Origin of the sequence: Caulobacter sp. SLTY (genome assembly GCF_009905535.1) — a bacterium.
Taxonomy (GTDB): Bacteria; Pseudomonadota; Alphaproteobacteria; order Caulobacterales; family Caulobacteraceae; genus Caulobacter.
On record NZ_JAAALA010000009.1, the window covers coordinates 59,456 to 84,028 of the forward strand.

A 24,573-nucleotide genomic window follows, 5' to 3' on the forward strand; every position below is an offset into this window, starting at 1 on the left:
TTATCGTTGAGGTCAAAAATGGGGGCGCAGGGTTAACCGGCGGTTGAGGGCGGCGCCTCGATGGACTCATGCGGTCGAAGCCCGCCGGCCAGCAGGGCGGCCCAGATGCCCTCCGCGTCCTCGGCGAAGGCGAAGAAGTCCTGGTCCCCCGGTCCGATCAGGCCGTGCTCGACCAGGGCGTCGAACCCCACGACCGACCGCCAGAAGGCCTCGTCGAACAGCACCACGGGGATCGGCGGCGCCTTTCCCGTCTGGCGCAGGGTGAGGATCTCGAACAGCTCGTCGAAGGTGCCGAAGCCGCCGGGGAAGACCACGAGGGCGTTGGCCCGCATCGCCAGGTGCATCTTGCGCATGGCGAAGTAGTGGAAGCGGAAGGTCAGCTCCGGCGTGGTCCAGGCATTGGGTTCCTGCTCATGCGGCAGGGTGATGTTGAAGCCGATGGATGGGGCGCCGGCCTCGATGGCTCCACGGTTGGCGGCCTCCATGACGCCCGGCCCGCCGCCGGTGGCGATCACGTTGTCGCGGAACGGCTGGCCTTCGAGCAGGGCGCCGCCGCGCTCCGAGGCCAGGCGGCCGAAGGCGCGGGCCTGGCCGTACCAGCGCTGATGGGTCGGGGTTCCGTGCTCGCCCACCCGGGCGCTGCCGAACACCACGATGGTCGATCGCACGCCCCAGGCGCGCAGGGCCTCCTCGGCCTTGGCGTACTCCAGCTGGAAGCGGAGGCCGCGCATGGAATCGCCGAGCAGGAAGTCCTGATCCAAGGCGGCGAGGCGGTAGGAGGGGGAGGCGAGCTGGTCGGCGTTGCTGCGGGGGTCGGTCATGCTTTCAGGTGGGCGTCCAGAAACTGCAGGAAGGCGGTCCAGTCGGCGGTGGTGATCCCATGGCCGCCGCCGCGCGTCCACCAGGCCAGGTCGTCGGCGGGGCGAAAGTCGTTCTTCAGCTGGGTGGCGGTGAGGCCCGACGAACCGAACAGACGGTAGGCGGGGGTGGCGCCCTGGGCGGCGCGGAAGGCGCCCGCGGGGTCGGACCAGGTGTCCGACAGGCCGCTGCCCAGCATCACCGGACGGGGGGCGATCAGGGCGATCAGCTGGTGCTGGTCGATGTCGAGGTCGTAGCGCTGGGCTGAGCGGGCGTAGGCGGGGGAGAACCAGAAGCCGTATTCGTCGGTGATCTGCCGGATGGTCTCGCCGGCGCCGCTGCGACTTAGGCTGGCGCCGCCCCGCCCGGACTGGTGGCTGATCACCGCGGCGAAGCGGGGGTCGAGGGCGGCGGCCAGCAGGGCGGCCTTGCCGTGCCGCGAATGCCCCCAGACGGCGACGCGAGCCGGGTCGAAGCGCGGATCAGGAGTCAGGGCGTCGAAGGCGGAGGAATAGAGGCTGGCCCAGACGGCCAGGGCGCCGGCCCGCCGGTCGGCGGGCACATCCGGCTGGAGGGCGGCCAGGGCGGGTGGCGCGAGGACCGGATCGTCCGGGACGATCTCGCCGGCGTAGAACATGGCCAGGGCGTAGCCGGCCCCGGTGACCTCGGCGATCGAGGGGCCTGAGATGCGCTTGCCCAGAATGACCTTGATCACCGGGTCCAAGGTCTGGCTGCGGCAGGGACCGGGCAGGATGGCCTTGTCCTCGAACACTGCCTCGGGCCGTCCGGGGATGGCCGAGCGGATGCCGCAGAACAGCTCCATGACGATCAGAGGGGCCTGGGTCGCGCCTTTTGGCGAAGCGACGATCATGTGGAAGCGACGGTTCAGGGCCGGGTCGCCGAGACGCACGGTCCACTGCTCGACAAGGGCGTCGCCGACGTCCTCAAGGGTCAGGGTCTCGCGGGCCTCGACGACCGGCGCCCCCAGCAGGGGCGGATGGCCGTAGACCCCATCGAGAAAGGCGGCGCGCAACAGCGGGGCGCGGCGGCTGGTCCAGTCGTCTGCGCTGGTGACCGGTGGATCACCGCGAAAGGCGGCGAGCACTGGAGGCGAGGCCTGGGCCGTGGTCGCCAGGTCCGGCGGCGAGGCGCAGGCGGCGAGCAGGGCTAGAACCGCAAGCAGACTGGCGAGAGCTGGGCGCATGGAAATCCCCTGTCGACGGCCCGACCATAGCGCCGTTTGGCCGCGCCGCCATCGCCCCTTCCCGAAGGGCGCCCAAGGGCGTAGGAGGCGCGATATGAGCACCCCCCCGACCGCCCCCACCACCGCGGCTGGCCTGATCGACTGGGACGGCCTGGACGCCTTCAAGTATCGCGACGAGACCGAGACGGTGCGCGCCCTGCTGGACGCCGCCCCCCTTTCCGCGGAAGACCGCGCCGCGGTGCGGGCCGAGGCCGAGGCGCTGGTGCGCGGGGCGCGGCGCAGCGTGCGGCGTCAGGGGGTGGTGGAGAACTTCCTGCAGGAGTTCTCGCTGTCCACGCGCGAGGGGCTGGCGCTGATGTGCCTGGCCGAGGCGCTGCTGCGGACCCCCGACGAGGAGACCAAGGACCGGCTGATCGCCGAGAAGATCGGCAGCGCCGACTGGGCCAGCCACCTGGGCAAGTCGGGCAGCCTGTTCGTCAACGCCTCCGCCTGGGGGCTGATGCTGACCGGCAAGCTGGTCGAGGTGGACGAGCAGGCGACCAGCGACCTGCCGGGCTTCCTCAAGCGCGTCGCCGGCCGGGTCGGGGAGCCGGTGATCCGGGCCGCCGTCGGCCAGGCCATCCGCATCATGGGCGAACAGTTCGTGCTGGGCCGCACCATCGAGGCGGCCATCGCCCGGGCCAAGGGCGACGGGGATATCTGCAGCTTCGATATGCTGGGCGAAGGCGCCCGAACGGCGGCCGACGCCGAGCGCTATGAGAAGGCCTACGCCGAGGCCATCGCCACGGTCGGGCGGCTGTCGGGCGGCCAGGGGCCAGAGGCAGGCCATGGCATCTCGGTGAAGCTCTCAGCCCTGTCGCCCCGCTATGAGGCGACGCAGGAAGACCGGGTCTGGAGCGAGCTTTATCCGCGGGTGAAGCGGCTGGCGCTGATCGCGGCGAAGCACGACCTCAACTTCACCCTGGACGCCGAGGAGGCCGACCGGCTGGTGATCTCGCTGAAGCTGCTGGAGCGGCTGGCCGGCGAGGCGGAGCTGGGCGATTGGACGGGCCTGGGCCTGGCCGTTCAGGCCTATCAGAAGCGCTGCCCACAGGTGATCGCAGGGCTGGCGGAGCTGTCGAAGAAGACCGGTCGGCGGCTGATGGTGCGGCTGGTCAAGGGCGCCTACTGGGACAGCGAGATCAAGCGGGCGCAGGTGAACGGCCGACCGGGCTATCCGGTCTACACGACCAAGAGCGCCACCGACCTGTCGTACCTCGTCTGCGCCAAGGCCCTGATCGACGCGGCGCCCCACCTCTACGCCCAGTTCGCCACTCACAACGCCCACAGCCTGGCCGCCGTGCGCCGCATGGCCAAGGGCGCCGGGGTGAAGATCGAGTTCCAGCGCCTGCATGGCATGGGCGAGGCGCTCTACAAGGCGGCCGACGACCTCTACGACGGGGTGCTGGTGCGGGCCTACGCCCCGGTCGGCGGCCATGAGGATCTGCTGCCCTACCTGGTGCGCCGCCTGCTGGAGAACGGCGCCAACACCAGCTTCGTCCACGCCCTGCTCGACGAGCGGGTGCCGGCGGAGACGGTGGTGGTCGATCCCATCGCCGACATCACGGCGGTCGGGCCGGGACCGCACCGGAAGATTCCGCTGCCGGTCAACATCTATGGCGATCGGGCCAACTCCATGGGCATCGACATCAGCGTGACCGAGGAGCGCGGGAGGCTGGTGAAGGCCATCGCAGGGTTGCCCGCGATCCAGGCCGGGACCGGCGAGGCGGTGCATAACCCGGCGACGGGCGATGAGATCGGCACGGTCGGCGAGGCGACGAGCGCCGAGATCGACGCGGCCTTCGCGGCGGCGCGCAAGGCGCAAGGCGCCTGGGACGAAGCGGGCGGCATCGAGCGGGCCAAGGTCCTGCGGGCCATGGCCGACGCCCTGGAGGCCAACCGCGACCGGCTGATCGCCCTCTGCACGCGCGAGGCGGGCAAGACCCTGAACGACGGCGTCGCCGAGGTGCGCGAGGCCGCCGACTTCTGCCGCTACTACGCCCGGCTGGCGGAGACCAGGTTCGCCGGGCCGGAGGTGCTGAAAGGCCCCGTCGGAGAGACCAACACTCTGGAGCTGCGCGGGCGCGGGGTGTTCGTCTGCATCAGTCCCTGGAACTTCCCCCTGGCCATTTTCACCGGCCAGGTCGCCGCTGCTCTCGCGGCCGGCAACGCGGTGATCGCCAAGCCGGCCGAACAGACGCCCCTGATCGCCGCCGAGGTGGTGGGCCTCTATCATGCCGCCGGGCTGGACAAGGCCCTGCTGGCCCTGACCCCCGGCCGGGGCGAGACGGTCGGCGCGGCCCTTGTGTCCCATCCGGGCTGCGATGGCGTGGCCTTCACCGGCGGCACGGAAACCGCCTGGCGGATCAATCAGAGCCTGGCCGCCCGGCGCGGACCGATCGTGCCCTTCATCGCCGAGACCGGCGGCCTGAACGGCATGTTCGTCGACACCACGGCTCAGCGCGAACAGGTGATCGACGACGTCATCCTCTCGGCCTTCGGCTCCGCCGGGCAGCGCTGCTCGGCGCTGCGGCTGCTGTTCCTGCCCAAGGATACGGCCGACGGGATCATCGAGGGGCTGATGGGGGCCATGGACGCCCTGGTGGTTGCCGACCCGGCCGATCCCAGGACCGACGTCGGGCCGGTGATCGACGAGGACGCGCGGAAGACCCTTGCCGACCACCTGGAGCGGCTGAAGCGCGAGGCCAAGGTGCTGAAAGTGCTGGAGGGACCGACGACCGGGACCTTCTTCCCGCCGGTCCTGGCCGAGATTCCCACTGGCGACTTCCTGGATCGGGAGGTGTTCGGCCCGATCCTGCACATCGTCCGCTACGACCCCGAGAAGCTGGAGGCGGTGGCGACCGGCCTGGCGAACCGGGGTTATGGCCTGACCCTGGGCGTCCATTCCCGCATCGAGGCCTTCGCCGAACAGGTCAAGCGCCTGGTCCCGGCCGGCAACGTCTACGTTAACCGCTCGATCATCGGGGCGGTGGTCGGAGTCCAGCCGTTCGGCGGCCAGGGCCTGTCGGGCACCGGCCCCAAGGCCGGCGGGCCGGAGGCGTTGTCACGCTATGGCGTGGAGCGGGCGGTCAGCGTGAACATCACCGCGCAGGGCGGTGATCCGGCGCTGCTGAACCTGTAACGCTCCGCATGACTGAAAACCGCTTGGATGACCCTGGGCGGCCCGTGCGATAAGCTTTCAAACAAACGTTCGCAGCGAGGAAACCTACGATGGCCTTCACCCCCTTTGACCTGACCGGCAAGGTCGCCCTTGTCACCGGAGCCAACGGCGGCATCGGGCTCGGCATGGCCGAGGGCCTGGCCCAGGCCGGCGCGGACGTCGTGGTCTGGGGCCAGAACCCGGAAAAGAACGCCGCCGCCGAGGCCCGGCTGAAAGCCATCGGCGGCAAGGTGATGGTCCGCCAGGTCAACGTCGGCGATGAGCAGGCGGTGGTCGATGGCGTGGCCGAGGCCCTGCAGGAGATGGGCCGGCTCGACTTCGTGGTCGCCAACGCCGGGGTGGGTAAGGGCGCGCCCTTCACTGAACAAACCACCGAGAACTGGCGCCGGGTCACCACCGTCAACCTGGACGCCGTGTTCTGGACCTTCCGCGAGGCCGCCAAGCACATGGTCGAGCGGGCCGAGGCCGGCGATCCGGGCGGCAGCCTGCTGGTCACCTCCTCGACCTCGGCCATCCACGGCGCTCCACGCAACCAGGCCTACGCCTCGACCAAGGCCGCCGTGCAGGCGATGATCCGCGGCCTGGCCGTGGAGTTCGCCCGCTACGGCATCCGCGCCAATGCGGTGCTGCCCGGCTGGATCCGCTCGGACATGACCGCCGGCGCCCAGGGCAATGACAAGTTCAATGAGAAGGTCATCAGCCGGGTGCCGATGCGCCGCTGGGGCGAGCCGGAGGATTTCGCCGGCCTGGCCGTCTACCTGGCCTCCGACGCCTCCCGCTTCCACACCGGCGACAGCCTCGTGATCGACGGCGGCTACACTATCTTCTGAGGCGGATCGGCCTCAGGACCGGCGGGCGGGGTCACGGCCAGCGGGCCGCCCTCTTCCCAGACGATGCCGGTGGCGCCGATGGCCAGGCAGGCGGCGTGCAGATCGCCGGCCAGCCGGCCGAAGGCGGCCGAGCGGCGGGCCTTGGTCTTGGCGAACATGCCGAGGTCCATGGAGATGACCACTCGCCAGCGGTCGTCCTCGGCCCCGCCATCCGGCCGGGTCTCGCCCTCAGGACCGGTGGCCAGGGCGACGGCCACCCGCTTGCCCTCGTCATTATAGGCCAAGTCACTGAACCAGCCGAAGTCCTCGGCGAACGGCTCGCAGAACCCCCAGCCCCGCTCCGCGAGCGCCGGCCGCAGCGCCTGCTGCAGGGCCGCCCCGGCAATGCCGTTGACCGACTCGGCCAGATCCTCGGCCGCATCGCGCAAGGGCGCGGTGAAGGTCAATGTCCAGGCGGTGCTCATGCGGCGGGTCCCCGTTTTCCAGAGGATCACCCATCGTGGTTCACGGACCGTATCGGCGGATGAAAAAACCTGGCCTAGAGGCCGCCCGTCTGGCGCAGCGCCTCGAAGAGCCCGATCCCGGCGCTGACCGACAGGTTCAGCGAACGGGCGCCGGGCCGGATCGGGATCACCACCCGCGCGTCCGCCGCGTCATGAACATGATTGGGCGCCCCGGCCGTCTCGCTGCCCATCAAAAGGGTGTCGCCGGGCTGAAAGGCGAAGTCGTTCAGCGGATTTGCCCCCTTGGTGGTGAACAACACCAGCCGGCCCGGCGCCCGCGCCGCCTGGAAGGCGTCCCAGTCGGCATGGCGGGTCATGTGGCCGAGCGGGCCGTAGTCGAGGGCGGCCCGCTTCATGGCCCGGTCGTCGAAGGTGAAGCCGACGGGCTCGATGACGTGCAGCGGCACCCCGAAACAGGCCGACAGCCGGATGCAGGCGCCGACATTCTGGGGGATCTGGGGAGTGTAGAGGGCCAGGCGCATCGGCCCAGTTACCGCCCTTCAGGCCAGGGCGGAATAGACCAGCGTCTTCAGCTCGCGCCGCAGGGGATAGAGCAGCGAGGGCGAAAGCTGGGTCATGAACACCAGGTGCAGCTTCTCGACCGGGTCGACGAAGAAGGAGGTGGTGAACATGCCGCCCCAGTAGAACTCGCCGGGCGAGCCGGGGATCATTGTCTTGGCCACGTCCTGGGTGACCGCGAAGCCAAGGCCGAAGCCGACCCCGGCGTTCTGGGTCTCGCTGAACATCGACTGCGACAGGGTCGAGAGGTCCGATTTGCCGGGCAGGTGGTTGAGGGTCATCAGCTCCAGGGTCTTGCGGCCGATGATCCGGACGCCGTCCAGGCTGCCGCCGTTGCCGAGCATCAGGCAGAAGCGGTGGTAGTCGAGGGCGGTGGAGACGAGGCCGCCGCCGCCGGAGACCAGGGTCGGGGGCTTGCGCCAGACGCTCTCGGACCCCCGGTCGTACATCACCCGGCCCAGCTCCGGCCCGGCCCAGGCGTAGCAGTCGGTCAGGCGGTCGGCCCTGCCGGCCGGGACGTGGAAGCCGGTGTCGTGCATTTTCAGCGGGCCAAAGATGGTCTCTTCCAGATGCTGGTCCAGCGGCCGGCCGGTCAGGCGCTGGATGACCGCGCCCAGCACATCGGTGGAGACCCCGTAGTTCCAGGCCTCGCCCGGCGAGAACTCCAGCGGGACCTTGGCCAGGTCGGCGACGAAGGCGTCCAGGTCGGCCGCCCCGTGCCAGTTCTCCACCGGCCCGGCGTTGGATGGCATGGCGCGGTAGGCGGCGTCGACGTTGCTGCGGTTCTGGAAGCCATACGTCAGCCCAGACGTGTGACGCAGCAGGTCCAGCATCCGCATAGGCGCGGCCGGCGGCCGGGTCATGAACGGCACGCCGCCGCCCCCGCCGGCATAGACGCCGACGCCCTTGAACTCCGGCAGGACCTCCTCGACCGGGGTGTCCACCGCCACCTTGCCGTCCTCGACCAGCTTCATGAAGGCGACCGAGGTGACCGGTTTGGTCATGCTGGCGATGCGGAACAGGCTGCCTTCGTCGATCGGGGCGGCGGCGCCCTCGCGCGCGGCGCCCTGGCTGGAGAGGTGGACGATCTCGCCGTCCCGCGCGATCAGCAGCTGGGCGTGGGGCAGGCGGCCGGTGTCGAGGTAGCGATGCTTGAGGAAAGCGTCGATGTCGCGCAGGCGGGCGGGGTCGAAGCCATGCTTTTCCGGCGCTGCGATCATCGGCTCTTCCCTTCCCCTGGAGCGGCTCTGGCGGCCGGTCGTTCAGCGAAACTTGTATCACTATTGCCGACAAATTGTCGTACAAAGATTTTTGACATCGAGCGCCGCGCGGGACAAGAACGGCCAAGGGGAGACCAGCACCGATGATCGAACTCTACCATTGCGATGATGCGCGCTCGTTCCGCGCCCTGTGGGCGCTGGAGGAGATGGGGCTGCCCTACAGGCTGCACCTGCTGCCGTTCCCGCCGCGCATCCTCTCGCCCGGCTACCTGGACCTCAACCCGCTGGGCACCATCCCGCTGATGCTCGACGGGGAGATACGGATGACCGAATCGGCGGCCATCCCGCAGTACCTGGCCACCCGCTATGGCCCCACGCCCCTGGCCGTGGGACCGGAAGAGGCCGACTACGGCCTGTGGCTCGACTGGCTGCACCGGGGCGAGGCGACCCTGACCTTCCCGCAGACCATCGTGCTCCGCTACACCCGGCTGGAGCCCAAGGAGAGGCGGCTGCAACAGGCGGCCGACGACTATGCCCAGTGGTTCGTCTCGCGCCTGCGTCATGTGACGCGCGCCCTGAGTGACCGCGAATGGCTCTGCGCCGGGCGGTTCACCATGGCCGACATCAGCGTCGGCTACGCCCTGCTGCTGGCCCGCAACCTCGGCCTCGATGGAAAATTCAGCCCCGAGGTCGCCGCCTACTGGGCGCGGCTCAGCGTCCGGCCGGGCTTCCTGGCCGCCAAGGCGGCGCAAGGGGAATGAGCCAGACCCCCGCTCAACATAGTCCCGGCTATGCCCGACTGGTGCTGGCCATGTTGCTGGTGGTCTACACCTTCAACTGGCTAGACCGGCAGATCCTCGGAATTCTCGCCCCGGCCATCAAGGCCGACCTCGGGCTCTCCAACACTCAGCTGGGCGCCCTGGGCGGCATCGCCTTCGCCGCCCTCTATTCCACCCTGGCCATTCCCTTGGCCCTGCTGGCGGACCGGACCAGCCGCACCTGGGTGATCACCGCCTCGCTGACCGTTTGGAGCGGCTTCACCGCCCTCTGCGGGATGGCGACCGGCTTCTGGCAGCTGTTCCTGTTCCGGGTCGGCGTCGGGGTGGGCGAGGCCGGCGGGGTGGCGCCCAGCTACGCCCTGATCTCGCAGTACTTTCCCCCTGAGCGCCGGGCCCAGGCCCTGGCCATCTATTCGATGGGCATTCCGGCCGGGCTGGCTGCCGGCGTCCTGCTGGGCGCGGCCATCGCCAAGGCCGTCGACTGGCGCGCGGCCTTCGTGGTCATCGGCTTGGCGGGAGTGGTCATCGCCCCGATCTTCCGGCTGGTGGTCAAGGAGCCGCCCAAGGTCGCGGCCCCGACCGGAAGCAGCGTGGGCGTGGGCGCGGTGTTCGCCATCCTGTCCCGCAAGCCCAGCTTCTGGCTGATGGCCTTCGCCGCCGCGATGAGCAGCCTGACCGGCTATGGCCTGGCCTTCTGGACCCCGTCCATCGCCATGCAGACCTTCGGGTTCGACCTGACCACCACCTCCTACTTCTTCGGCTCCCTGCTGCTGGTCGGCGGGGTGACCGGGGTGCTGGCCGGCGGGGTGATCGCCGACAAGCTGGGCCGCGCCGACCGGGGCGCCTACGCGAAGCTGTCGGCCTTCGCCTGGCTGATCACCGCGCCGCTGTTCGTGGCCGGCTTCCTGTCGCCCTCGCCGGTGGTCGCCTGGCTGTTGCTGGTAATCCCCAACGGCATGACCCTGGTCTTCGTCGGCCCGCTGACTACGGCGGTGCAGCACCTGGTGCCCGCCCACATGCGGGCGACCGCGGCCGCCTGCTTCCTGTTCATCAACAACCTGATCGGGATCGGCGGCGGGTCCTGGCTGATGGGCGGCATCAGCGATGTGATGACCCCCCACTTCGGCGCCGAGGCGCTGAAGTACTCAGCCGTGGCGGTGGCAGGCTTCTACCTGGTGGCGGCGCTGCTGGGGGCGCTCGCGGTCAGGCCCCTGCGCCGCGACTGGGTGGATGACGTGGCGGCTCAGCCCGCCCCGTAGGCCGCCCGCAGGCCGAGCTTGTCGATCTTGCCGGTCGAGGCCAGGGGCATGGCCGGCAGGCGGACCACCGCGTCGGGAACCCACCAGGAGGCGACCCGGCCACGCACGGTGTCGAGCAGAGCCTGGTCGGTGATCTCCATGCCCTCGCGCAGCTCGACCAACAGGATCGGCCGTTCGCTCCATTTGGGGTCGGCGCGGCCGATCACGGCGGCCAGCGACACCTGCGGCAGTTCGCAGACGATGGCCTCGATCTCGGCCGGGTTGATCCATTCGCCGCCGGACTTGATCAGGTCCTTGGCCCGGCCGGTGATGGTCAGGCCGCCGTCCTGGTCGATGCGGGCCAGATCGCCGGTGTCGAACCAGCCGTCGGCGTCGACCACGGGCTTGGTCTGGCCGAAGTAGCGCTCGATCACCGCCGCGCCGCGCACATAGAGCCGGCCCTCCTGGTCGCGCTGTTCGGTCAGCGGGGCGCCGGCCTCGTCAGCCAGCATCAGGTCGACGCCCAGGGCCGGGCGGCCGGATACCGAAGCCGGGCGGTCCGGGTCGCTGAGGATGCTGAACACGCCCACCGGCGACAGCTCGGTCATCCCCCAACTGTTCTGGACCACCACGCCCAGCTGCTTCTCCAGCCGCTCCATCAGGGCCGGCGGGGTGGGGGCGCCGCCCAGGATGACCCTCTGGAGCGAGGGCAGGGCCATGCCGCTGGCGTCCAGGTATTCGCAGAGGCCGAGGAAGACGGTCGGCACCCCAACGGCGATGGTCACGCCCTCGTCCGCAATGAGCTTGGCCAGGCTCTCCCCATCGGTGCGGCGGCCGGGCAGGACCATTTTGCTGCCGGCCGCCGGCAGGGCGAAGGGCAGGCCCCAGGCGCTGGCGTGGAACAGCGGCACGACCGGCATGACCACATCGACCGTGCGGGCGCCCAGCACGTCGGCCTGCAGCATCTTCAGCGTATGCAGCAAGCTCGAGCGGTGGGTGTAGGTCACCCCCTTGGGCGCCCCCGTGGAGCCGGAGGTGAAGCAGAGGCCGGACGGGGCGGTCTCGTCGAAGTCGCCCCAGATGACGGCGCCGTCCGCGGCCGCGACCAAGGTTTCGAGCGGCTCGACAGTGGCGCGGGCGTGGCCGGCGGAGGGCTCGCCGTCGATGACCAGGACGCGATCGACGCCGGGGGCCTCATCCACGGCGGCGAGGGCCAGGGGCAACAGGTCGGCGCTGACAATCACGATCTTCGACTCCGACTGGCCGAGCATCCAGCCGAGTTGCGTCGCGGTCAGGCGGGGATTGAGCGTGTGACAGACCGCCCCCATGCCCATGATGGCGAACCAGGCCTCGACATGCTGCTGGGTGTTCCAGGCCAGTGTGGCGACGCGGTCGCCCCTCTTCACCCCGAAGCCGGCCAGCACGGCGGAGGTGCGGCGGGCGCGGGCGCGCAACTCGGCGTAACCGAGGCGGGCGTTGTCCTGTCCCTCGCGCGCGGTGACGACCTGCGTCCTTGGATGCCATTTGGCGGCGTGGTCGAGGATGCGGTCGAGCGTCAGGGGGAAGGATTGAATGGCGCCGTCGATCATACGCTGTCCTGTGGGGCTGTGCCCCCGTGGGGCTGGGGCTGGTGGGAGGACGGCGGTCAGTCGATCACCTTCATCAGCCGCAGCCAGATCTGCTGGTCGAAATCGCGGTCGGTGGCAGCCGCGCCGGTGCGAACCACCACCAGCTTGCGGCTGGGCACGACATAGAGCCGCCGGTCGAAGGCCCCGAGGGCGGCGACCAGGTCGGCCGGCGCGGCCTTGATCAGCGGACCTTCGGCGCGCGGGTTCTGCGGCCGCACCACATACTCCCCGCCGTTCAGCCACCAGAGGCGGCCGTAGGCGGGATTGGTCGCCGAGCGGACGAACATCGCGTCGAGCTGGGCCTTTGAAACGACCCGCTTGCCATCTTCGCCGACGCCGCCGTGCAGCACCATAAGGCCGAATTTCGCCACGTCCTGCGGGGTGGTGACCAGGCCGGTGGCGTTGCCGACCGAGGCCAGCGCGGCGGGCCGCTGACGCCAGGCGGTGTCGGTCATGCCCACCGGACGAGTCAGCCAGTCGGTGGTGATCGTCTCCAGCGGCTGCTTGGCGGCGGCGACCAGGACGGCCTTGCTGAGCGCATAGATGGGGGTGTTGTAGAAGAACTGGGTCCCGGTCGGGGCGACGTAGCGGCCCTGTTCGTCCAGGCCCGAACTCATCGTCAGGATGTGACTGACCTTGATCGCCGCCTCCTGCTCGGGCGTGGCCTTGGACCAGCCCTTGCCGAGGTACTGGCTGACCGGCGCGTTGACGTCGATCAGGCCCTTGTCGATGGCGATCGCCACCAGCACGGCGACGAAGCTTTTCTGTTGCGAGGCGACGTCTTCCAGCAGGGCGCCGTTGGCCGCCTTGCCGTAGACGAAGTTGGCGAACATCCGATCCTCGGTCGGGGCCGGCCAGGCCTTGTCGACCAGCACCTTGCCGTCCTGGATGACGATGAAGCCGGTGCTGTTCTGACGGCGCAGATAGTCGAGCAGGTCCTGCATGTCCGCCGACGGCGCCGCGCGGGCGGGCGTGGGGGCAGGGGGCGCCGCGCAGGCCGGAACGGCGACCACGGCGAGGGACATCGCCAGGGCGAGGGCGCTGAGCTTGGTCGTCATTTGGCTTTTCCTGCGGCGCGTCGCCGGGGCGTGGCGGCTTCGGGGCTGGCCATGTCGGTCCGCGGGCGCGGGCTGCGGGCCAGCATGATCCGGGCGACCTCGCCCTGCATGAAGTAGAGGATGTTGCGGGCCGCCTGGCTGGCCTTGTCGGCGTCGCGCTCCACCAGGCCGGCGCGCACCGTGCGCCAGTGCTCATAGGGGCCGGGGCCGTTGGCGTTGATGGCCAGGGCGACATAGGAGAAGTGGAAGCGGGTCTTGCGGCGGACGGCTTCGGTCATCCGCTGGGCGTCGGCGCTGCCGTAGCTGCTCATCTCGCCGAAGATGGCCTCGCTGACCTCCATGATCGCCTCGGCCGGCGCCTTCTCCTCGGCCAGGGCGAGCAGGCGGTCGATCCGGGTCAGGATGCGCTTGATGGCGGCGTCGGGCGCCCGCAGGCAGGCGAAGCGGGCGGCCAGGCCGTAGAGGGCGGCCCGGACCTCGTAGAGGTCGAACACCTCCTCGACCGTGGTGGCGGAGACGCGAGCTCCCCGGTTCTCCTCGATCTCGATCAGCCCGTCGTCGGCCAGCGCGCGTAGGGCGCGGCGCACGATCGAGCGGCCGACCCCGAACTCGCTGCACAGGCGGACTTCTCGCAGCCACTCCCCGGGGGCCAGTTCGCTACGCTGGATACGCACCCGCAGGGCCTGGGCGAGGGCCTCGGCGGTCGGGGCGATGGGGGTGTCGGAACTGGAGGCCAAGGACTTGCCCTTCACGGCATCGCCGTCCGCACCAAGCGGATTCGACGTCGGCTCATTGGTATGGGCGAAGGCGGGGAGGGGCAAGCTTACTGTCCGAAGGGGCCTGGATGTTGTCGTACAAAACGTAGGGCCGCGACGACATCCATCGCGGCCCCTGGCCGTTACCAGCGATAGGTCAGAGTCGCGCCGAAGGTGCGCGGCCGGCTGTAGCGGTTGGCCAGCGGGATGGCCCCCTGCTGCAGCTTCAGCACCGGGATGACCTCGTCGGTGGCGTTACGCACGAAGAAGGCCAGCTCGGTCTTGTTCCAGGTCCCCCCGAACCGCAGGTCGACGTTGTCGATGTCCTCCAACGGGATGAAGGGGGCGGTGGCGGTCACCGTGTCCTGGCCCCCGCCGCGCTGGCCGTTGTAGGCGATGTTGAAGAAGCCGAAGAGGTCTGTCCCGATCGGCTGGCGGTAGTTGAGGTTGGCCGAGAAGGTCCAGTCGGGGATCTGGGCCACGGTGCTGTCCAGGATCGGCGCGCCGGCGACCGCGGCGACCTCCGTGTAGGTCCCTTCCTGGTTGGCGGCGTTCAGGGCGATGGCGAACCGGCCGCTGCCGACCTGGAAGACGGCGTCGAGCTGGGCCTCGATGCCCTGCGTCTCCATGGTGCCGCCATTGATGTTGAAGGCGGTGCCGGCCTGGCCGCAGAGCAGCACCGTACAGCCGTCGCTGACCAGGGTGATGGCGTCGCTGGTCTCGGACTTGTAGGCCGACAGCCGCAGGAAGATGTTGCGGCCGAACTCCGACTTGAGGCCGACCTCGTAGCTGACCGTGCCCTCGTTGCCGTAGGTCGGGGTCAGCGGGTTGGGAGCGGCCGGCACGGTCGTGCCGTTGTTGACGCCGCCCGCGCGATAGCCCGTGCCGGTCTTGGCGTAGACCAGGTTGGATCCGAACCGGTAGCTGGCGTGGGCCGCGTAGCTGAGGTTCTCTTCCTCGAAGGTATAGGTCGTCGGCGTGCCGAAGGGGACGCCGGTGTAGAGGCGGAAGTCGCTCTGGCTGGCGGTCTTGTCGTCGCGGGAATAGCGAAGTTCGCCGCCCAGCGAGAAGGACCCGATATCGTACTTCAGCGAGCCGTAGATGGCCGCCGACTGATACTCCGAAGGCACGACCCGGCGGCTGCCGAAGGGCAGCGGGAAGACGGCGGGACAGTTCAGGGACGTCGGGTTCAGCCGGAAGCAGAGCGGCAGGGTCGGGGTGCCGGCGCAGATGCCGGACGTGGCGGTCAGGGCGCAGGGGTTGGTGGCTACGTCGCGGACATAGAAGTCCTCCTGCGCCAGATACTCGATGCCGGCCAGCCACTGCAGGGCGCCGTCGGCGGCGTCGCCGGCGATGTGGATGTCCTGGTAGAAGGTCTGGTCATGGGCGTCGGTCGCGGTGGCGCTGAACGGATAGAACCCGGCCTGGCCGCTGGCCTGGATCTGGCCCTGGGTCACCAGATCGACCCCCCCGGAAAAGCGCTGGGCGGAGTGGGATTCAGACCACATGCTGGTCGAGGTGACCTCGCCCCAGCCGAAGTCGTAGTTGGCGATGATCATCACCCGCTCGACGTCCTGGTGGAGGCTGTTCTCGACTTCGGAGGGGATGTCGTAGCGCGGGCCGGTGTAGCCGAGCGGCAGGGCGGGAAGAGCGCCCGCCGGGATCACCCACTGGTTGGCGAAGGTCGGCAGATCCATGTCCTGCCGGTCGTAAAGGAAGGTGACGTCGATCGGGCCGTCGTTGTAGCGGATCTGGCCGCGGGCGATGTAGCCGCTGGTGTGGTCGTAATAGACGTCCTGTTTCGGGTTGTAATAGAGGCCGGCCTCCTGGTCGGTCATCTGCACGCCGAAGCGGACCGCGACCTTGTCGCCAAGCTGCTGGTTGACCACCCCTTCGAGCCGGATCTGCTCCAGGTCGGCGGTGTAGGTGGCCGAGACGCGGCCGCCGTTGCGGAACTGCGGCTGGGCCAGCACGATATTGACCGTGCCGAACTCGGAGTTGCGGCCATAGAGGGCGCCCTGCGGTCCCTCCAGCACCTCGATCCGCGCCAGGTCGAAATAGTCGATGCGCTTGAAGTTGCGGCCGCCGAGCGTGCTGCTGCCGACATAGGCGCCGTTGACGAACAGGCCGACGCCGGAGTCGGCGCTGGTGGCGCGCTGGGTGCCGGAGCCGCGCACCGAGATCTCGGCCAGGTTCTCGCTGGCCACGCCGTTGAATCGCATGCCCGGAACGGTCTGCAGGAGGTCGCCGACCCCTTCGATGGGGCTCTTGGCCTCCAGCTGTTCGGCCGAGAGGGCGGTGATGGTCGAGGGCACGTCACGGACGGCTTCTTCGCGGCGGCGGGCGGTGACCACGACTGCGCCGACGTCCGTGGGCTCCGCCTCCTCGCTGGAGGACGTGGCGGCGGGGGCGGCGGGCGCCTCCTGGGCCATCGCAAGGTCCGGCGCGGCGAACGCCAGCACGGCGGCCGACGAGCAGGCAAGCAAGCGCATCATCATTCCTGGTTCTCCCTCTCCCCGATGCCGTCGTTGTCTGTCGCGGCGGGTGAACCTTCGTATTGTCCAACGGCGTTGTCAATATTGTACGACAACATTGACATCATCGTCGGGCTAAAACAGGGTTTGAGCCTTGAGAAGCGTCCTTCAAGAGCGCGGTGGGAAACGAGATGGCGACGGGCAAAGACGAGGGCCAGGGTCCTGGCCTGAAGGTGGCGGTGATGGCCTCGGCCGGCGCCGCGGTCGAATGGTACGACTTCTTCATCTACGGCACGGCCGCCGCCCTGGTGTTCCCGAAGCTGTTCTTCCCGGCCGACCTGCCGCCGTTCGTGGCCCAGATCGCCTCGTTCAGCACCTTTGCGGTGGGGTTCATCGCCCGGCCGTTGGGCGGGGCGCTGTTCGGCCACTACGGCGACCGGCACGGGCGCAAGCGGGCGCTGGTGCTGGCCATGTTCCTGATGGGGATATCGACCACCCTGATCGGCCTGCTTCCCAGCTATGCCTACATCGGCGTCGCCGCGCCTCTGCTGCTGGTGGCCATGCGGTTCGCCCAGGGGCTGGCGGTCGGGGGCCAATGGGGCGGGGCGGCCCTGCTGGCCATCGAGAGCGCGCCGGTCGTTCGGCGCGGCTTCTACAGCAGCTTCGTACAGGTGGGGGTGCCGCTGGGCGTGGTGCTGGCCAACGTGGTCTTTCTGGCGGTCAGCACCCTGACGCCGGAACCGGCCTTCCTGTCCTGGGGCTGGCGGATCGGCTTCCTGCTCAGCATCGCCCTGATCGGCATCGGGGTGGTGCTGCATCTGAAGGTGGTCGAGCCGGAGAGCCAGGAAGGGCCAGAGGAACCGGCGTCGGTCCATTCCCCGCTGCTCCGGGCCATCCTCGGCCACTGGCGGACCATCCTGCTGGCCGGCGGCGCCTTCGTGGCCAACAACGTCTGCTTCTATATCGCGATCACCTACGCCATCGCCTACGGCACGGGCACGGTGGGCATCCCGCGTGAGACCCTGCTGGCCGCGGTGATGACCGGCAGTGCGGTGATGATCCCGGCGCTGATGATCTGCGGCGCCCTGTCGGATCGCTATGGCCGGATGGGGGTCTTCCTGCTGGGCGCCCTGCTGTCGGGGCTGTGGGCCTTCGCCGTCTTCCCGCTGCTGGAGACCGGATCGGCCCCGGCCATCTTCGCGGCCATCGCGGTCCAGCTGGTGTTCGTCAGCATGATGTACGGGCCGCAGGCGGCGCTGTTCGCCGAGCTGTTCCCGCGCTCGGTCCGCTATTCCGGGGCCTCGTTGGGCTACCAGATCGGCGCGGTGTTCGGGGGCGGCTTTGCGCCGATCATCGCCACGGCGCTGTTCGCCCGCTATCAGTCCAGCCTGCCCATCGCGGTGTATCTGGCGGCGGTTTGCGCGATATCGTTCGTCTGTGTGCTGGCGCTGCGTCGCCGGGCGCCGACGACCTGATGTACGGGTTTAGGGAGTAATCACCGATGATCGATGCTAGCAGACGGGCCGTGCTTGGGGCGGGAGCGCTTCTTTCCATGGCTGGAACAGCATCCGCCGCCGCGCCGGTCTCGGCCCGGCCGGAAACCATCGAGGCGGACCTGCTCCGCTATGTGAAGTTCGGGATAAAGCGGGCCGGCGGCCCGGGCGACACTGCCTGCGGAGAGTGGCTGGCCGGCGAGCTGGAGGCGGCCGGCTACAAGGTCGAGCGCCAGACCTTCTCCGCCCCCTTCTTCGAAGAGCGCAAGGCCGAACTCTCGATCGCCGGCGCCACCGCTTCGGTCTATCCCCAGCCCATTGTCATCGCGACGGGTCCCGATGGCGTCGCCGGGCCGCTGGTGCGGGTGGATTTCGCCGGCCGGTTCGCCGGCTCCCTGGAGGGCGCCATCGCGCTCGTCGATCTGGCCCACGGCCGCTGGTCCTCGATGCTGACCCCCGCTGCGAAAGGACCCATCGCCGGCGCCTTTGCGGCCGGGGCCAAGGCGGTCGTGGCGATTACCAACGGCCCGACCGGCAAGGTCATCGCCCTCAACGCCGACGGCCGGGCGCCGATGTTCAAGGGGCCAGTGGCCCTGCTGGCCCCCGACCAGGCCGACCCCTTCCTGGCCGCCGCCTTCCAGCGAGCGGAGGCGAAGCTGGTCCTCGACGGCGAGGGTGGCCAGCGGCCGGCCTTCAACTTCGTGGGCCGGATCGACCGGGGCAAGGGCCGCTGGCTGGCCATCTCCACCCCGCGCTCGGGCTGGTTCACCTGCGCCGCCGAGCGGGGTCCGGGCGTGGCGGTCTGGCTGCACCTGGCCCGCTGGGCGGCCAAGGCCCTGCCGGACCATGACCTGGCCCTGGTCTGCAACACCGGCCATGAGTACGAGTATCTGGGCGCCGCCGAGGCGATGAAGGAAATCGCCCCACCGCCGGCCCAGACCAAATTCTGGCTTCACCTGGGCGCCAATGTCGCCGCCCGCGACTGGCACGACACCCCTGGCAAGCCCTCCCCCCTGCCCAGCGTCGATCCCCAGCGGTTCCTGTCAGTCTCGCCCGAGCTGCTGCCCCTGGCCCGCGAGCTGTTCGCCGGCCTGGCCGGCTATGAAGCGCCGGTGTCGAGCAAGGTGCTGGCCGCCGGTGAATTGGTCGAGGTGATCAAGTCCGGCTACGCCCCCGCCGCCGGGGTGTTCGGCATCCACCGCTATCACCATGTGGCCGAGGACGACGAACGCTGCCTCAACCCCGCCGCCACGGTCGCGGCGGCCGACGCCTTCCGCCAGTTCGTCCAGCGGGTCATCGCTTCCTGAGCGTAACGATGCTCGGCGCCATCATCCTCATCGGCGGCGCCTCCCGCCGCATGGGCGCCGACAAGGCGGCCCTGGACTGGGGCGGCCGCCCGGCCCTCGACCTTTGCCGCGCCCTGGCCAGGGCGGTGGGGGCAAGGCCGGTGCTGGCGGTCGGCCCGCGCGGCGAGGTGACGGACGACACCCCGGGCGCCGGCCCGGTCGGCGGTGTGCTGGCTGGCGCGCGCGCCCTCGCCTCCAGCGGCTGTCGCCGGATGCTGGTCCTGGCAGTCGACGCCCCGACCATCCGGCCGGAGGACTTGCTTCCCCTGCTGACCGCGTCCGGACCCGGCGCCGCCTTCGAGGGTCAGCCCCTGCCGATGGTCATCGACCTGGAGGTCCTGCCGCCCGACGCTGAGGCCCGCTGGCCGCTGGCGAGGCTCGTCGAGCGCGCCCGGCTCGCTCGGCCAGTCTGCCCGCCCAGCGTCATACGTCGCTTGCGCGGCGCCAATACGCCGGAAGAACATCGCGCGCTGATCAGCGGCGAAGACGCTGGCTGAAATGCGACACCCTCCCCTGGCCTTCCCCGACGCAAAGCGGAGCAGGCTGGGCAAAACAGGCCGGAGGACGCCGCATGAACATCGAATGGAGCGCCGAGGATCTCGCCTTTCGGGATCAGGTGCGAGCTTTTCTCGACGCCGAGCTGACTCCCGACCTTCGCAAGGCGGGCGCCAGCCTGACCAGTGTCTATGCCGACTACGAGGTCGGCATGGCCTGGCAGCGAATCCTCCACGCCCGGGGTTGGGCGGCGCCGGCCTGGCCGGTGGAATTCGGCGGCTGCGCTTGGTCGGTCACCCAGCGCTACATCTTCGCCACCGAGACCGCCATGGCCGGAGCGCCGCCGGTCTCGCCGATGGGGATCGGCATGTGCGGCCCGGTGCTGATCGGCCACGGGACACCGGCCCAGCAGGCCCACTACCTGCCCCGCATGCTGAGCGGCGAAGACTTCTGGTGCCAGGGCTATTCGGAGCCGCAGTCCGGCTCGGACCTGGCCACCCTGCAGATGAGCGCCGTCGAGGACGGTGACGATTTCATCTGCACCGGTCACAAGCTGTGGACCACCCACGCCCATGAGGCCAACTGGATCTTCTGTCTGGTCCGCACCGCCAAGGAGGAGATCCCGCAGAAGGGCATCACATTCCTGCTGATCGACATGACCCTTCCGGGCGTCGAGGTGACCCCCATCGTCTCCCTGTCCGGCGAGCACATCCAGAACCATGTCTTCTTCACCGACGTCCGGGTCCCCAAGTCCAATGCCGTCGGCCCGATCGGCCAGGGCTGGACGGTCGCCAAGTATCTGATGCAGTTCGAACGCGGCGGCGGGGTGGCCAGCCCCGGCATGCGGGCTCGAATCGCCAAGGCGGCGGCGATCCTTGAGGCCCAGTTCCCGGACCCGGCCGATCCGGAAGCCGTCGCCCTGCGCCGCCAGCTGGCGGACGCGGCCGTCCAGGTCGAGGCCCTGGCGGCGATCGAGCTGCGGGTGATGTCGGCCCTGTCGGTGGGCGGGGCGCCGGGTCCCGAATCCTCCATCCTCAAGACCGTCGGCACCGAACTCAGCCAGCGCCTGACCGAGATCGCCCTGGCCGCGGCCGGCGCCTATGCGGGGGCCTATCAGCCCCACATGGTCTCGCCGGGCGGACCGACGCCGGGGTTCATCCCGCCGCCGCAGAACGACGGGGTCGGACCGGACTACAGCTGGACCGTGGCCGCCAAGTACTTCAACGACCGGGCAGGCTCGATCTACGCCGGGACCAACGAGATCCAGCGCAACATCATGGCCAAGGCGGTACTCGGACTTTGAAAGCGTCTCCGGCCGTTGACGCGCGAGGCGACCGGCCGGCGGTCCTGTGAATTCAGCTTAGCTGGGAAGGATGGCGGAGAGGGTGTCCGCCGAACTTGTGTCCCGAACCATTCTGGCCTTTCCAAAAGTTCAACTAAAACAAATTGAAAGGGCTCACCTGTCCGTAGCTGTCTGCCACTGTTTCCGGAAATCGGGGCTCTTGTCTTAGGGTATGGCTTAGGGTTTAGGGTGGGTCATGCCCTCAGTTAACAAGCTCACTGCGCTCCAAGTCAGCCGCCTGACCGCACCCGGCTTCTACTCCGACGGAGAGGGCCTCTACCTACGAGTCGATAAGGGGAAGCGATGGGCCTTCGTCTATTTCATGCACGGCAAACGAAAGGAGATGGGCCTTGGCCCTCTGTCGGACGTATCGCTGGCGCGAGCACGCGAGCTTAAAGCCGCGGCAAGGGCATTGTGGCGCGAGGGCAAAGACCCGATCGAGGAACGCCGAAAGGCCAAAGGGGAAGCGACCACGTTTGGAGCCTTCGCCGAGTCCATCATCGGCGATTGGGAAAAGGCGTGGAGCAACCCGAAACACCGTCAGCAGTGGCGGAACACACTTTCCACATACGCCAAGGGGTTTTGGTCCTTACCTATCGACCTGGTCGATACGCACCATGTTGAAAAGGCGTTGAAACCTATCTGGTTGAGCAAGCCTGAGACGGCACGGCGCGTAAGGGCGCGAATTGAACGGGTGCTGGATGCAGCTAAGGCGAAGGGTCTCCGCAAAGGCGATAATCCGGCCCGTTGGAAGGATCACTTGCGCGGAACCATGGCGGGGCGAACCAGGGGTCCAAAGCGCCACCATGCCGCAATGCCATTCGCCGAAGTGCCGGCGTTCATGGTGCGCCTCCGTGAGGCTGAGGGGCTGTCTGCGAGGGCGTTGGAGTTCGCGATACTGACGGCAGGTCGGACTAGCGAGGTGCTTGAAGCCAAGTGGCCTGAGTTCGACCTGGAGGCCCGGATTTGGACTGTGCCCGCCGAGCGTATGAAAATGCGGATTCAGCACCGCGTCCCGCTTTCAGATCGGGCCGTTGAAATCCTGAAGGAGCTAGAGCCCTTAGGTGGTGACTACGTGTTTCCGGGCCAAAAGGCGGGCCGGCCGATGTCGAACATGGCGATGCAGATGCTCCTTCGCCGAATGAAGGTGGCCGTTACCCCTCACGGCTTCAGGTCCAGCTTTCGTGACTGGGTGGGTGAGGTAACCGACCACCCAAGGGAGATTGCCGAGGCAGCACTTGCTCACAAGGTTGGGAGTGAGGTGGAGCGGGCATACCGAAGGGGCGATGCTCTTGAGAAGCGCCGGGTCTTGATGTGTGACTGGGGTAGGTATTTAGACCAATAGGATAAGTAGTAAATCGCACTAAACAGGAAAGCCGCTTATTGGGACGGCACAAATAAGACAGTTATGTTCTCAGGTGACGTAAAAATTTCCTTCTGGACTTTTATTTTCTCCGTGAGCGATACGGCCTCTGCGCCATTTCGGCGTATAACCGGAGGCAGACTTGGCAAAAAATCTTACTACCCACCACACTGAGCTTGAGACTAATCTGTGTGGCGGCATTTCCTATCCGGATTTGAAGCAGGTTGTTGACTGCTTAGGTTCCACCTGCAGGCCGTGCGGACGGCCATTGTCCAATTCGCAGATTGGACGCCTCCGTCGCCTCCGGACGCGGGTAAACCGCCTCTCGTTTTTCACTGAGAGCTGCCGCCTGGTCCCGATATCGCTTCTCCAAGACATCGAGGCGATCTGCGCAGAAATGCAGTTGCTATGCCCTGACATTCAGGTTTGCCGCACCGCCACTGGGTCGGAGGCTAGAGATGCCGAGCTTCAATTCATCGCAACCTTGGCTGAGAGGCGGGATGCATGACCAAGCTTAAGCCTCAGCCGATCGCTTATCGCATCCGCGATGCGGCGGACGTGATCGGGCTTAGTCGTTCGACGCTCTACCATTTGGCTAAGCAGGGTAAGCTCCGTATCCGCAAGGTCGCCGGTCGATCACTGATCGCGCGTGAAGACCTGCTGAGCCTGCTTCAAAGCTAGGCCAACGAGGGGCTGCAGACCCTCCGCGGGCCTTCTCCGACCAACCTCAATCTATCCAAAATCAGGAGACTAATATGAACGGCAGCGCCCTTGCGCTCGCACCGTGGGACGACCCGTGCCCGCAACTTCAGGCCCTTTGCGATCTAGTTGCCGGCCGCCTGGCCGAGGGCGAGAGTCAGCCTAAGAGGACCAAAGACAATCAGGCTAGATTTCATCGCGCCCTAATTGCTGTCTGTGGCGTCAGTGCAATTGTTGCAACAGCGAGGGTATCAGACGGAGAAGGGTATCCCGTCTCGTTCGCGAACGGTGACTATGCCGGCGGACCGATAAGCATCGAACACCTTCGCCAACTGCGGAAGCAGATGGAAGGCGTCGGCCTGCTGAGAGTCGTTGGCGGTTTCCACGATCGGGGCGGAATGGGAGGAAGCAGGGTGACCCGCCTGCATCCCACAGAAGCTTTCCGTGAACTCGTGCAGCGCGCTGGGGTCCGTTCAGCGCACCTGGCGAGGCTTCAGGGCGACCTGGTGGTGATGCGCGGGCTGAGGCCATCGGGCCCGGAGCCGGAATCGGTGAGGGCAAGCCGGCTGACGCTAGACCGCCTGAACCGGTTGAACTCGAAACACAGTCTGACATTGCCCGATGAGGTCTGGGATCAGATCGCCGCTCCTTGGCAGCCCCGGGGGCTCGATGAGTGCCCCGCTCCTGTGGAGTTCCGCGGGATCAACGAGGCGAACGTCTCGCTACGTCGCATCTTCAAGGATGGATGGGATCGCGGTGGTCGGCTGTACGGGGGGTGGTGGCAGAATGTCCCAAGCAAGCCGCGCAAGCGGCTTCTGATTGATGGTTGCCCTACCGCGGAATTGGACTTCAGGGCGCTGCATCCCCGCATCCTGTACGCCCGTCAGGGCGAGGAGCCGGAAGGTGACCCCTACACGCTGGAGGAGTTCGAAGAGGTCATTAGGGGGCAGGGGAAGCGCACTTTCAACAGGATTATAAATGGCACTTGGAACAAGCCCAATAAGTCGAACCCATTAAACTTCGTCAAAGAGGACAAGGGGACTGGAAGGTTTCAAGAGCGGGCTAGGTTTAGAAAGTATGTCGCTGAGTTTCGTAAGAAGCACGCTCTAATATCTGATAGTTTTGGTAAGGGGGTCGGAATTCAGCTTCAGTGCGTGGACAGCCAAATAGCCCTAGAGGTCATCGACGCCTTTCTAGCCATGGGTGAACCAATTTATCCGGTACATGACAGCTTCATCGTTAGGGGCGTCATGAGGGAGAGATTGTGGTCTGTGATGCGGGAGTCATCTTTCAAGATATTAGGTGTTTCAGTGCCTGTATCCGGGCGTCTTGCGATTCCTTGTACCTAAAGCTGTGTGCAAGTGCTTGTCGGCGCTACGCGCCTCCTCCTCCATTACTAGGAGACCTAGTGCCGACTGCTTGCCCCGCTGAAACTGAGCCCCTTCAGGGCGCGCTAGGGGGGCTTGGAACGTTGCCCTTCCCCACCTAGCCGGAGAACGCAGAACCTGGCTGTATGGCCTTCTGACAGCCTTCTAGGCCTGTCCTGATT

General features: G+C 68.0%; 20 protein-coding genes. 11 read left to right on the top strand and 9 right to left on the bottom strand.

Features of this window, described 5'->3' with window-relative positions:
• Nucleotides 1–32 precede the first annotated feature (32 nt).
• Together GVN21_RS07175 and GVN21_RS07180 are read right to left on the bottom strand one after the other, a co-directional pair.
• Nucleotides 33–821 (bottom strand): LOG family protein, encoded by a 789-nt coding sequence (locus GVN21_RS07175; RefSeq protein ID WP_166574039.1) that lies wholly within the window; start codon nucleotides 819–821, stop codon nucleotides 33–35.
• Entirely contained in the window at nucleotides 818–2,062 is a 1,245-nt protein-coding gene (locus tag GVN21_RS07180) for an alpha/beta hydrolase (RefSeq protein WP_166574040.1), read from the bottom strand. The genes GVN21_RS07175 and GVN21_RS07180 overlap by 4 nt, the downstream gene beginning before the upstream one ends.
• Nucleotides 2,063–2,195: 133 nt before the next feature.
• On the opposite strand from GVN21_RS07180, the gene putA reads away from it, so the two are divergent.
• Nucleotides 2,196–5,243, top strand: coding sequence for a bifunctional proline dehydrogenase/L-glutamate gamma-semialdehyde dehydrogenase PutA (putA, locus tag GVN21_RS07185; protein ID WP_166574108.1), 3,048 nt, complete (start codon nucleotides 2,196–2,198; stop codon nucleotides 5,241–5,243).
• 89 nt (nucleotides 5,244–5,332) lie between these two features.
• Nucleotides 5,333–6,112: an SDR family oxidoreductase gene (locus GVN21_RS07190; RefSeq protein WP_166574041.1), complete on the top strand. Its 780-nt coding sequence runs from the start codon at nucleotides 5,333–5,335 to the stop codon at nucleotides 6,110–6,112.
• Here GVN21_RS07190 and GVN21_RS07195 read toward each other — a convergent pair.
• The 3 genes from GVN21_RS07195 to GVN21_RS07205 all read right to left on the bottom strand — a co-directional run bounded on the left by GVN21_RS07195 (nucleotide 6,097) and on the right by GVN21_RS07205 (nucleotide 8,354).
• Nucleotides 6,097–6,576 carry a hypothetical protein gene (locus GVN21_RS07195; protein WP_166574042.1) on the bottom strand — a complete coding sequence of 160 codons (480 nt, stop codon included), beginning with the start codon at nucleotides 6,574–6,576 and terminating at the stop codon, nucleotides 6,097–6,099. The genes GVN21_RS07190 and GVN21_RS07195 overlap by 16 nt on opposite strands.
• A 74-nt stretch (nucleotides 6,577–6,650) precedes the next feature.
• Nucleotides 6,651–7,097, bottom strand: coding sequence for a tRNA (cytidine(34)-2'-O)-methyltransferase (locus GVN21_RS07200; RefSeq protein WP_166574043.1), 447 nt, complete (start codon nucleotides 7,095–7,097; stop codon nucleotides 6,651–6,653).
• A gap of 18 nt (nucleotides 7,098–7,115) precedes the next feature.
• Nucleotides 7,116–8,354 carry a serine hydrolase domain-containing protein gene (locus GVN21_RS07205; RefSeq protein ID WP_166574044.1) on the bottom strand — a complete coding sequence of 413 codons (1,239 nt, stop codon included), beginning with the start codon at nucleotides 8,352–8,354 and terminating at the stop codon, nucleotides 7,116–7,118.
• 143 nt (nucleotides 8,355–8,497) lie between these two features.
• On the opposite strand from GVN21_RS07205, the gene GVN21_RS07210 reads away from it, so the two are divergent.
• Both GVN21_RS07210 and GVN21_RS07215 read left to right on the top strand, forming a co-directional pair.
• On the top strand, nucleotides 8,498–9,115 hold the full coding sequence (locus GVN21_RS07210) for a glutathione S-transferase family protein (RefSeq protein WP_166574045.1): 618 nt from the start codon (nucleotides 8,498–8,500) through the stop codon (nucleotides 9,113–9,115).
• Nucleotides 9,112–10,392, top strand: a complete 1,281-nt coding sequence (locus GVN21_RS07215) for an MFS transporter (RefSeq protein WP_166574046.1) — start codon at nucleotides 9,112–9,114, stop codon at nucleotides 10,390–10,392. Before GVN21_RS07210 ends, GVN21_RS07215 begins: the two co-directional genes overlap by 4 nt.
• Here the strand turns inward: GVN21_RS07215 and GVN21_RS07220 are convergent.
• The 4 genes from GVN21_RS07220 to GVN21_RS07235 form a co-directional block, all read right to left on the bottom strand.
• Entirely contained in the window at nucleotides 10,377–11,960 is a 1,584-nt protein-coding gene (locus GVN21_RS07220) for an AMP-binding protein (RefSeq protein WP_166574047.1), read from the bottom strand. The genes GVN21_RS07215 and GVN21_RS07220 overlap by 16 nt on opposite strands.
• 56 nt (nucleotides 11,961–12,016) lie before the next feature.
• Nucleotides 12,017–13,057 (bottom strand): serine hydrolase, encoded by a 1,041-nt coding sequence (locus tag GVN21_RS07225; RefSeq protein WP_166574048.1) that lies wholly within the window; start codon nucleotides 13,055–13,057, stop codon nucleotides 12,017–12,019.
• Nucleotides 13,054–13,878, bottom strand: a complete 825-nt coding sequence (locus GVN21_RS07230; protein WP_166574049.1) for a GntR family transcriptional regulator — start codon at nucleotides 13,876–13,878, stop codon at nucleotides 13,054–13,056. The genes GVN21_RS07225 and GVN21_RS07230 overlap by 4 nt, the downstream gene beginning before the upstream one ends.
• Before the next feature lie 77 nt (nucleotides 13,879–13,955).
• Nucleotides 13,956–16,307 carry a TonB-dependent receptor gene (locus tag GVN21_RS07235; RefSeq protein ID WP_166574050.1) on the bottom strand — a complete coding sequence of 784 codons (2,352 nt, stop codon included), beginning with the start codon at nucleotides 16,305–16,307 and terminating at the stop codon, nucleotides 13,956–13,958.
• A 170-nt stretch (nucleotides 16,308–16,477) separates the two neighbouring features.
• Here GVN21_RS07235 and GVN21_RS07240 point away from each other — a divergent pair, with 170 nt between their 5' ends.
• From GVN21_RS07240 to GVN21_RS07270, 7 genes are all read left to right on the top strand, one after another.
• The gene (locus GVN21_RS07240) at nucleotides 16,478–17,761 is read left to right on the top strand and encodes an MFS transporter (RefSeq protein ID WP_166574051.1); all 1,284 of its coding nucleotides are present in this window, start codon (nucleotides 16,478–16,480) and stop codon (nucleotides 17,759–17,761) included.
• 77 nt (nucleotides 17,762–17,838) lie between these two features.
• Complete coding sequence (locus GVN21_RS07245; protein WP_240902794.1) at nucleotides 17,839–19,086, top strand: hypothetical protein; 1,248 nt, start codon at nucleotides 17,839–17,841, stop codon at nucleotides 19,084–19,086.
• A gap of 8 nt (nucleotides 19,087–19,094) precedes the next feature.
• Nucleotides 19,095–19,622 carry an NTP transferase domain-containing protein gene (locus GVN21_RS07250; protein WP_166574052.1) on the top strand — a complete coding sequence of 176 codons (528 nt, stop codon included), beginning with the start codon at nucleotides 19,095–19,097 and terminating at the stop codon, nucleotides 19,620–19,622.
• 74 nt (nucleotides 19,623–19,696) lie between these two features.
• Nucleotides 19,697–20,923 (top strand): acyl-CoA dehydrogenase family protein, encoded by a 1,227-nt coding sequence (locus tag GVN21_RS07255; RefSeq protein WP_166574053.1) that lies wholly within the window; start codon nucleotides 19,697–19,699, stop codon nucleotides 20,921–20,923.
• Between the two features lie 235 nt (nucleotides 20,924–21,158).
• Entirely contained in the window at nucleotides 21,159–22,307 is a 1,149-nt protein-coding gene (locus tag GVN21_RS07260) for a site-specific integrase (protein ID WP_166574054.1), read from the top strand.
• 522 nt (nucleotides 22,308–22,829) lie between these two features.
• Nucleotides 22,830–23,006 (top strand): helix-turn-helix domain-containing protein, encoded by a 177-nt coding sequence (locus GVN21_RS07265; protein ID WP_166574055.1) that lies wholly within the window; start codon nucleotides 22,830–22,832, stop codon nucleotides 23,004–23,006.
• A 74-nt stretch (nucleotides 23,007–23,080) separates the two neighbouring features.
• Nucleotides 23,081–24,373, top strand: coding sequence for a hypothetical protein (locus GVN21_RS07270; protein ID WP_166574056.1), 1,293 nt, complete (start codon nucleotides 23,081–23,083; stop codon nucleotides 24,371–24,373).
• Nucleotides 24,374–24,573 lie beyond the last annotated feature (200 nt).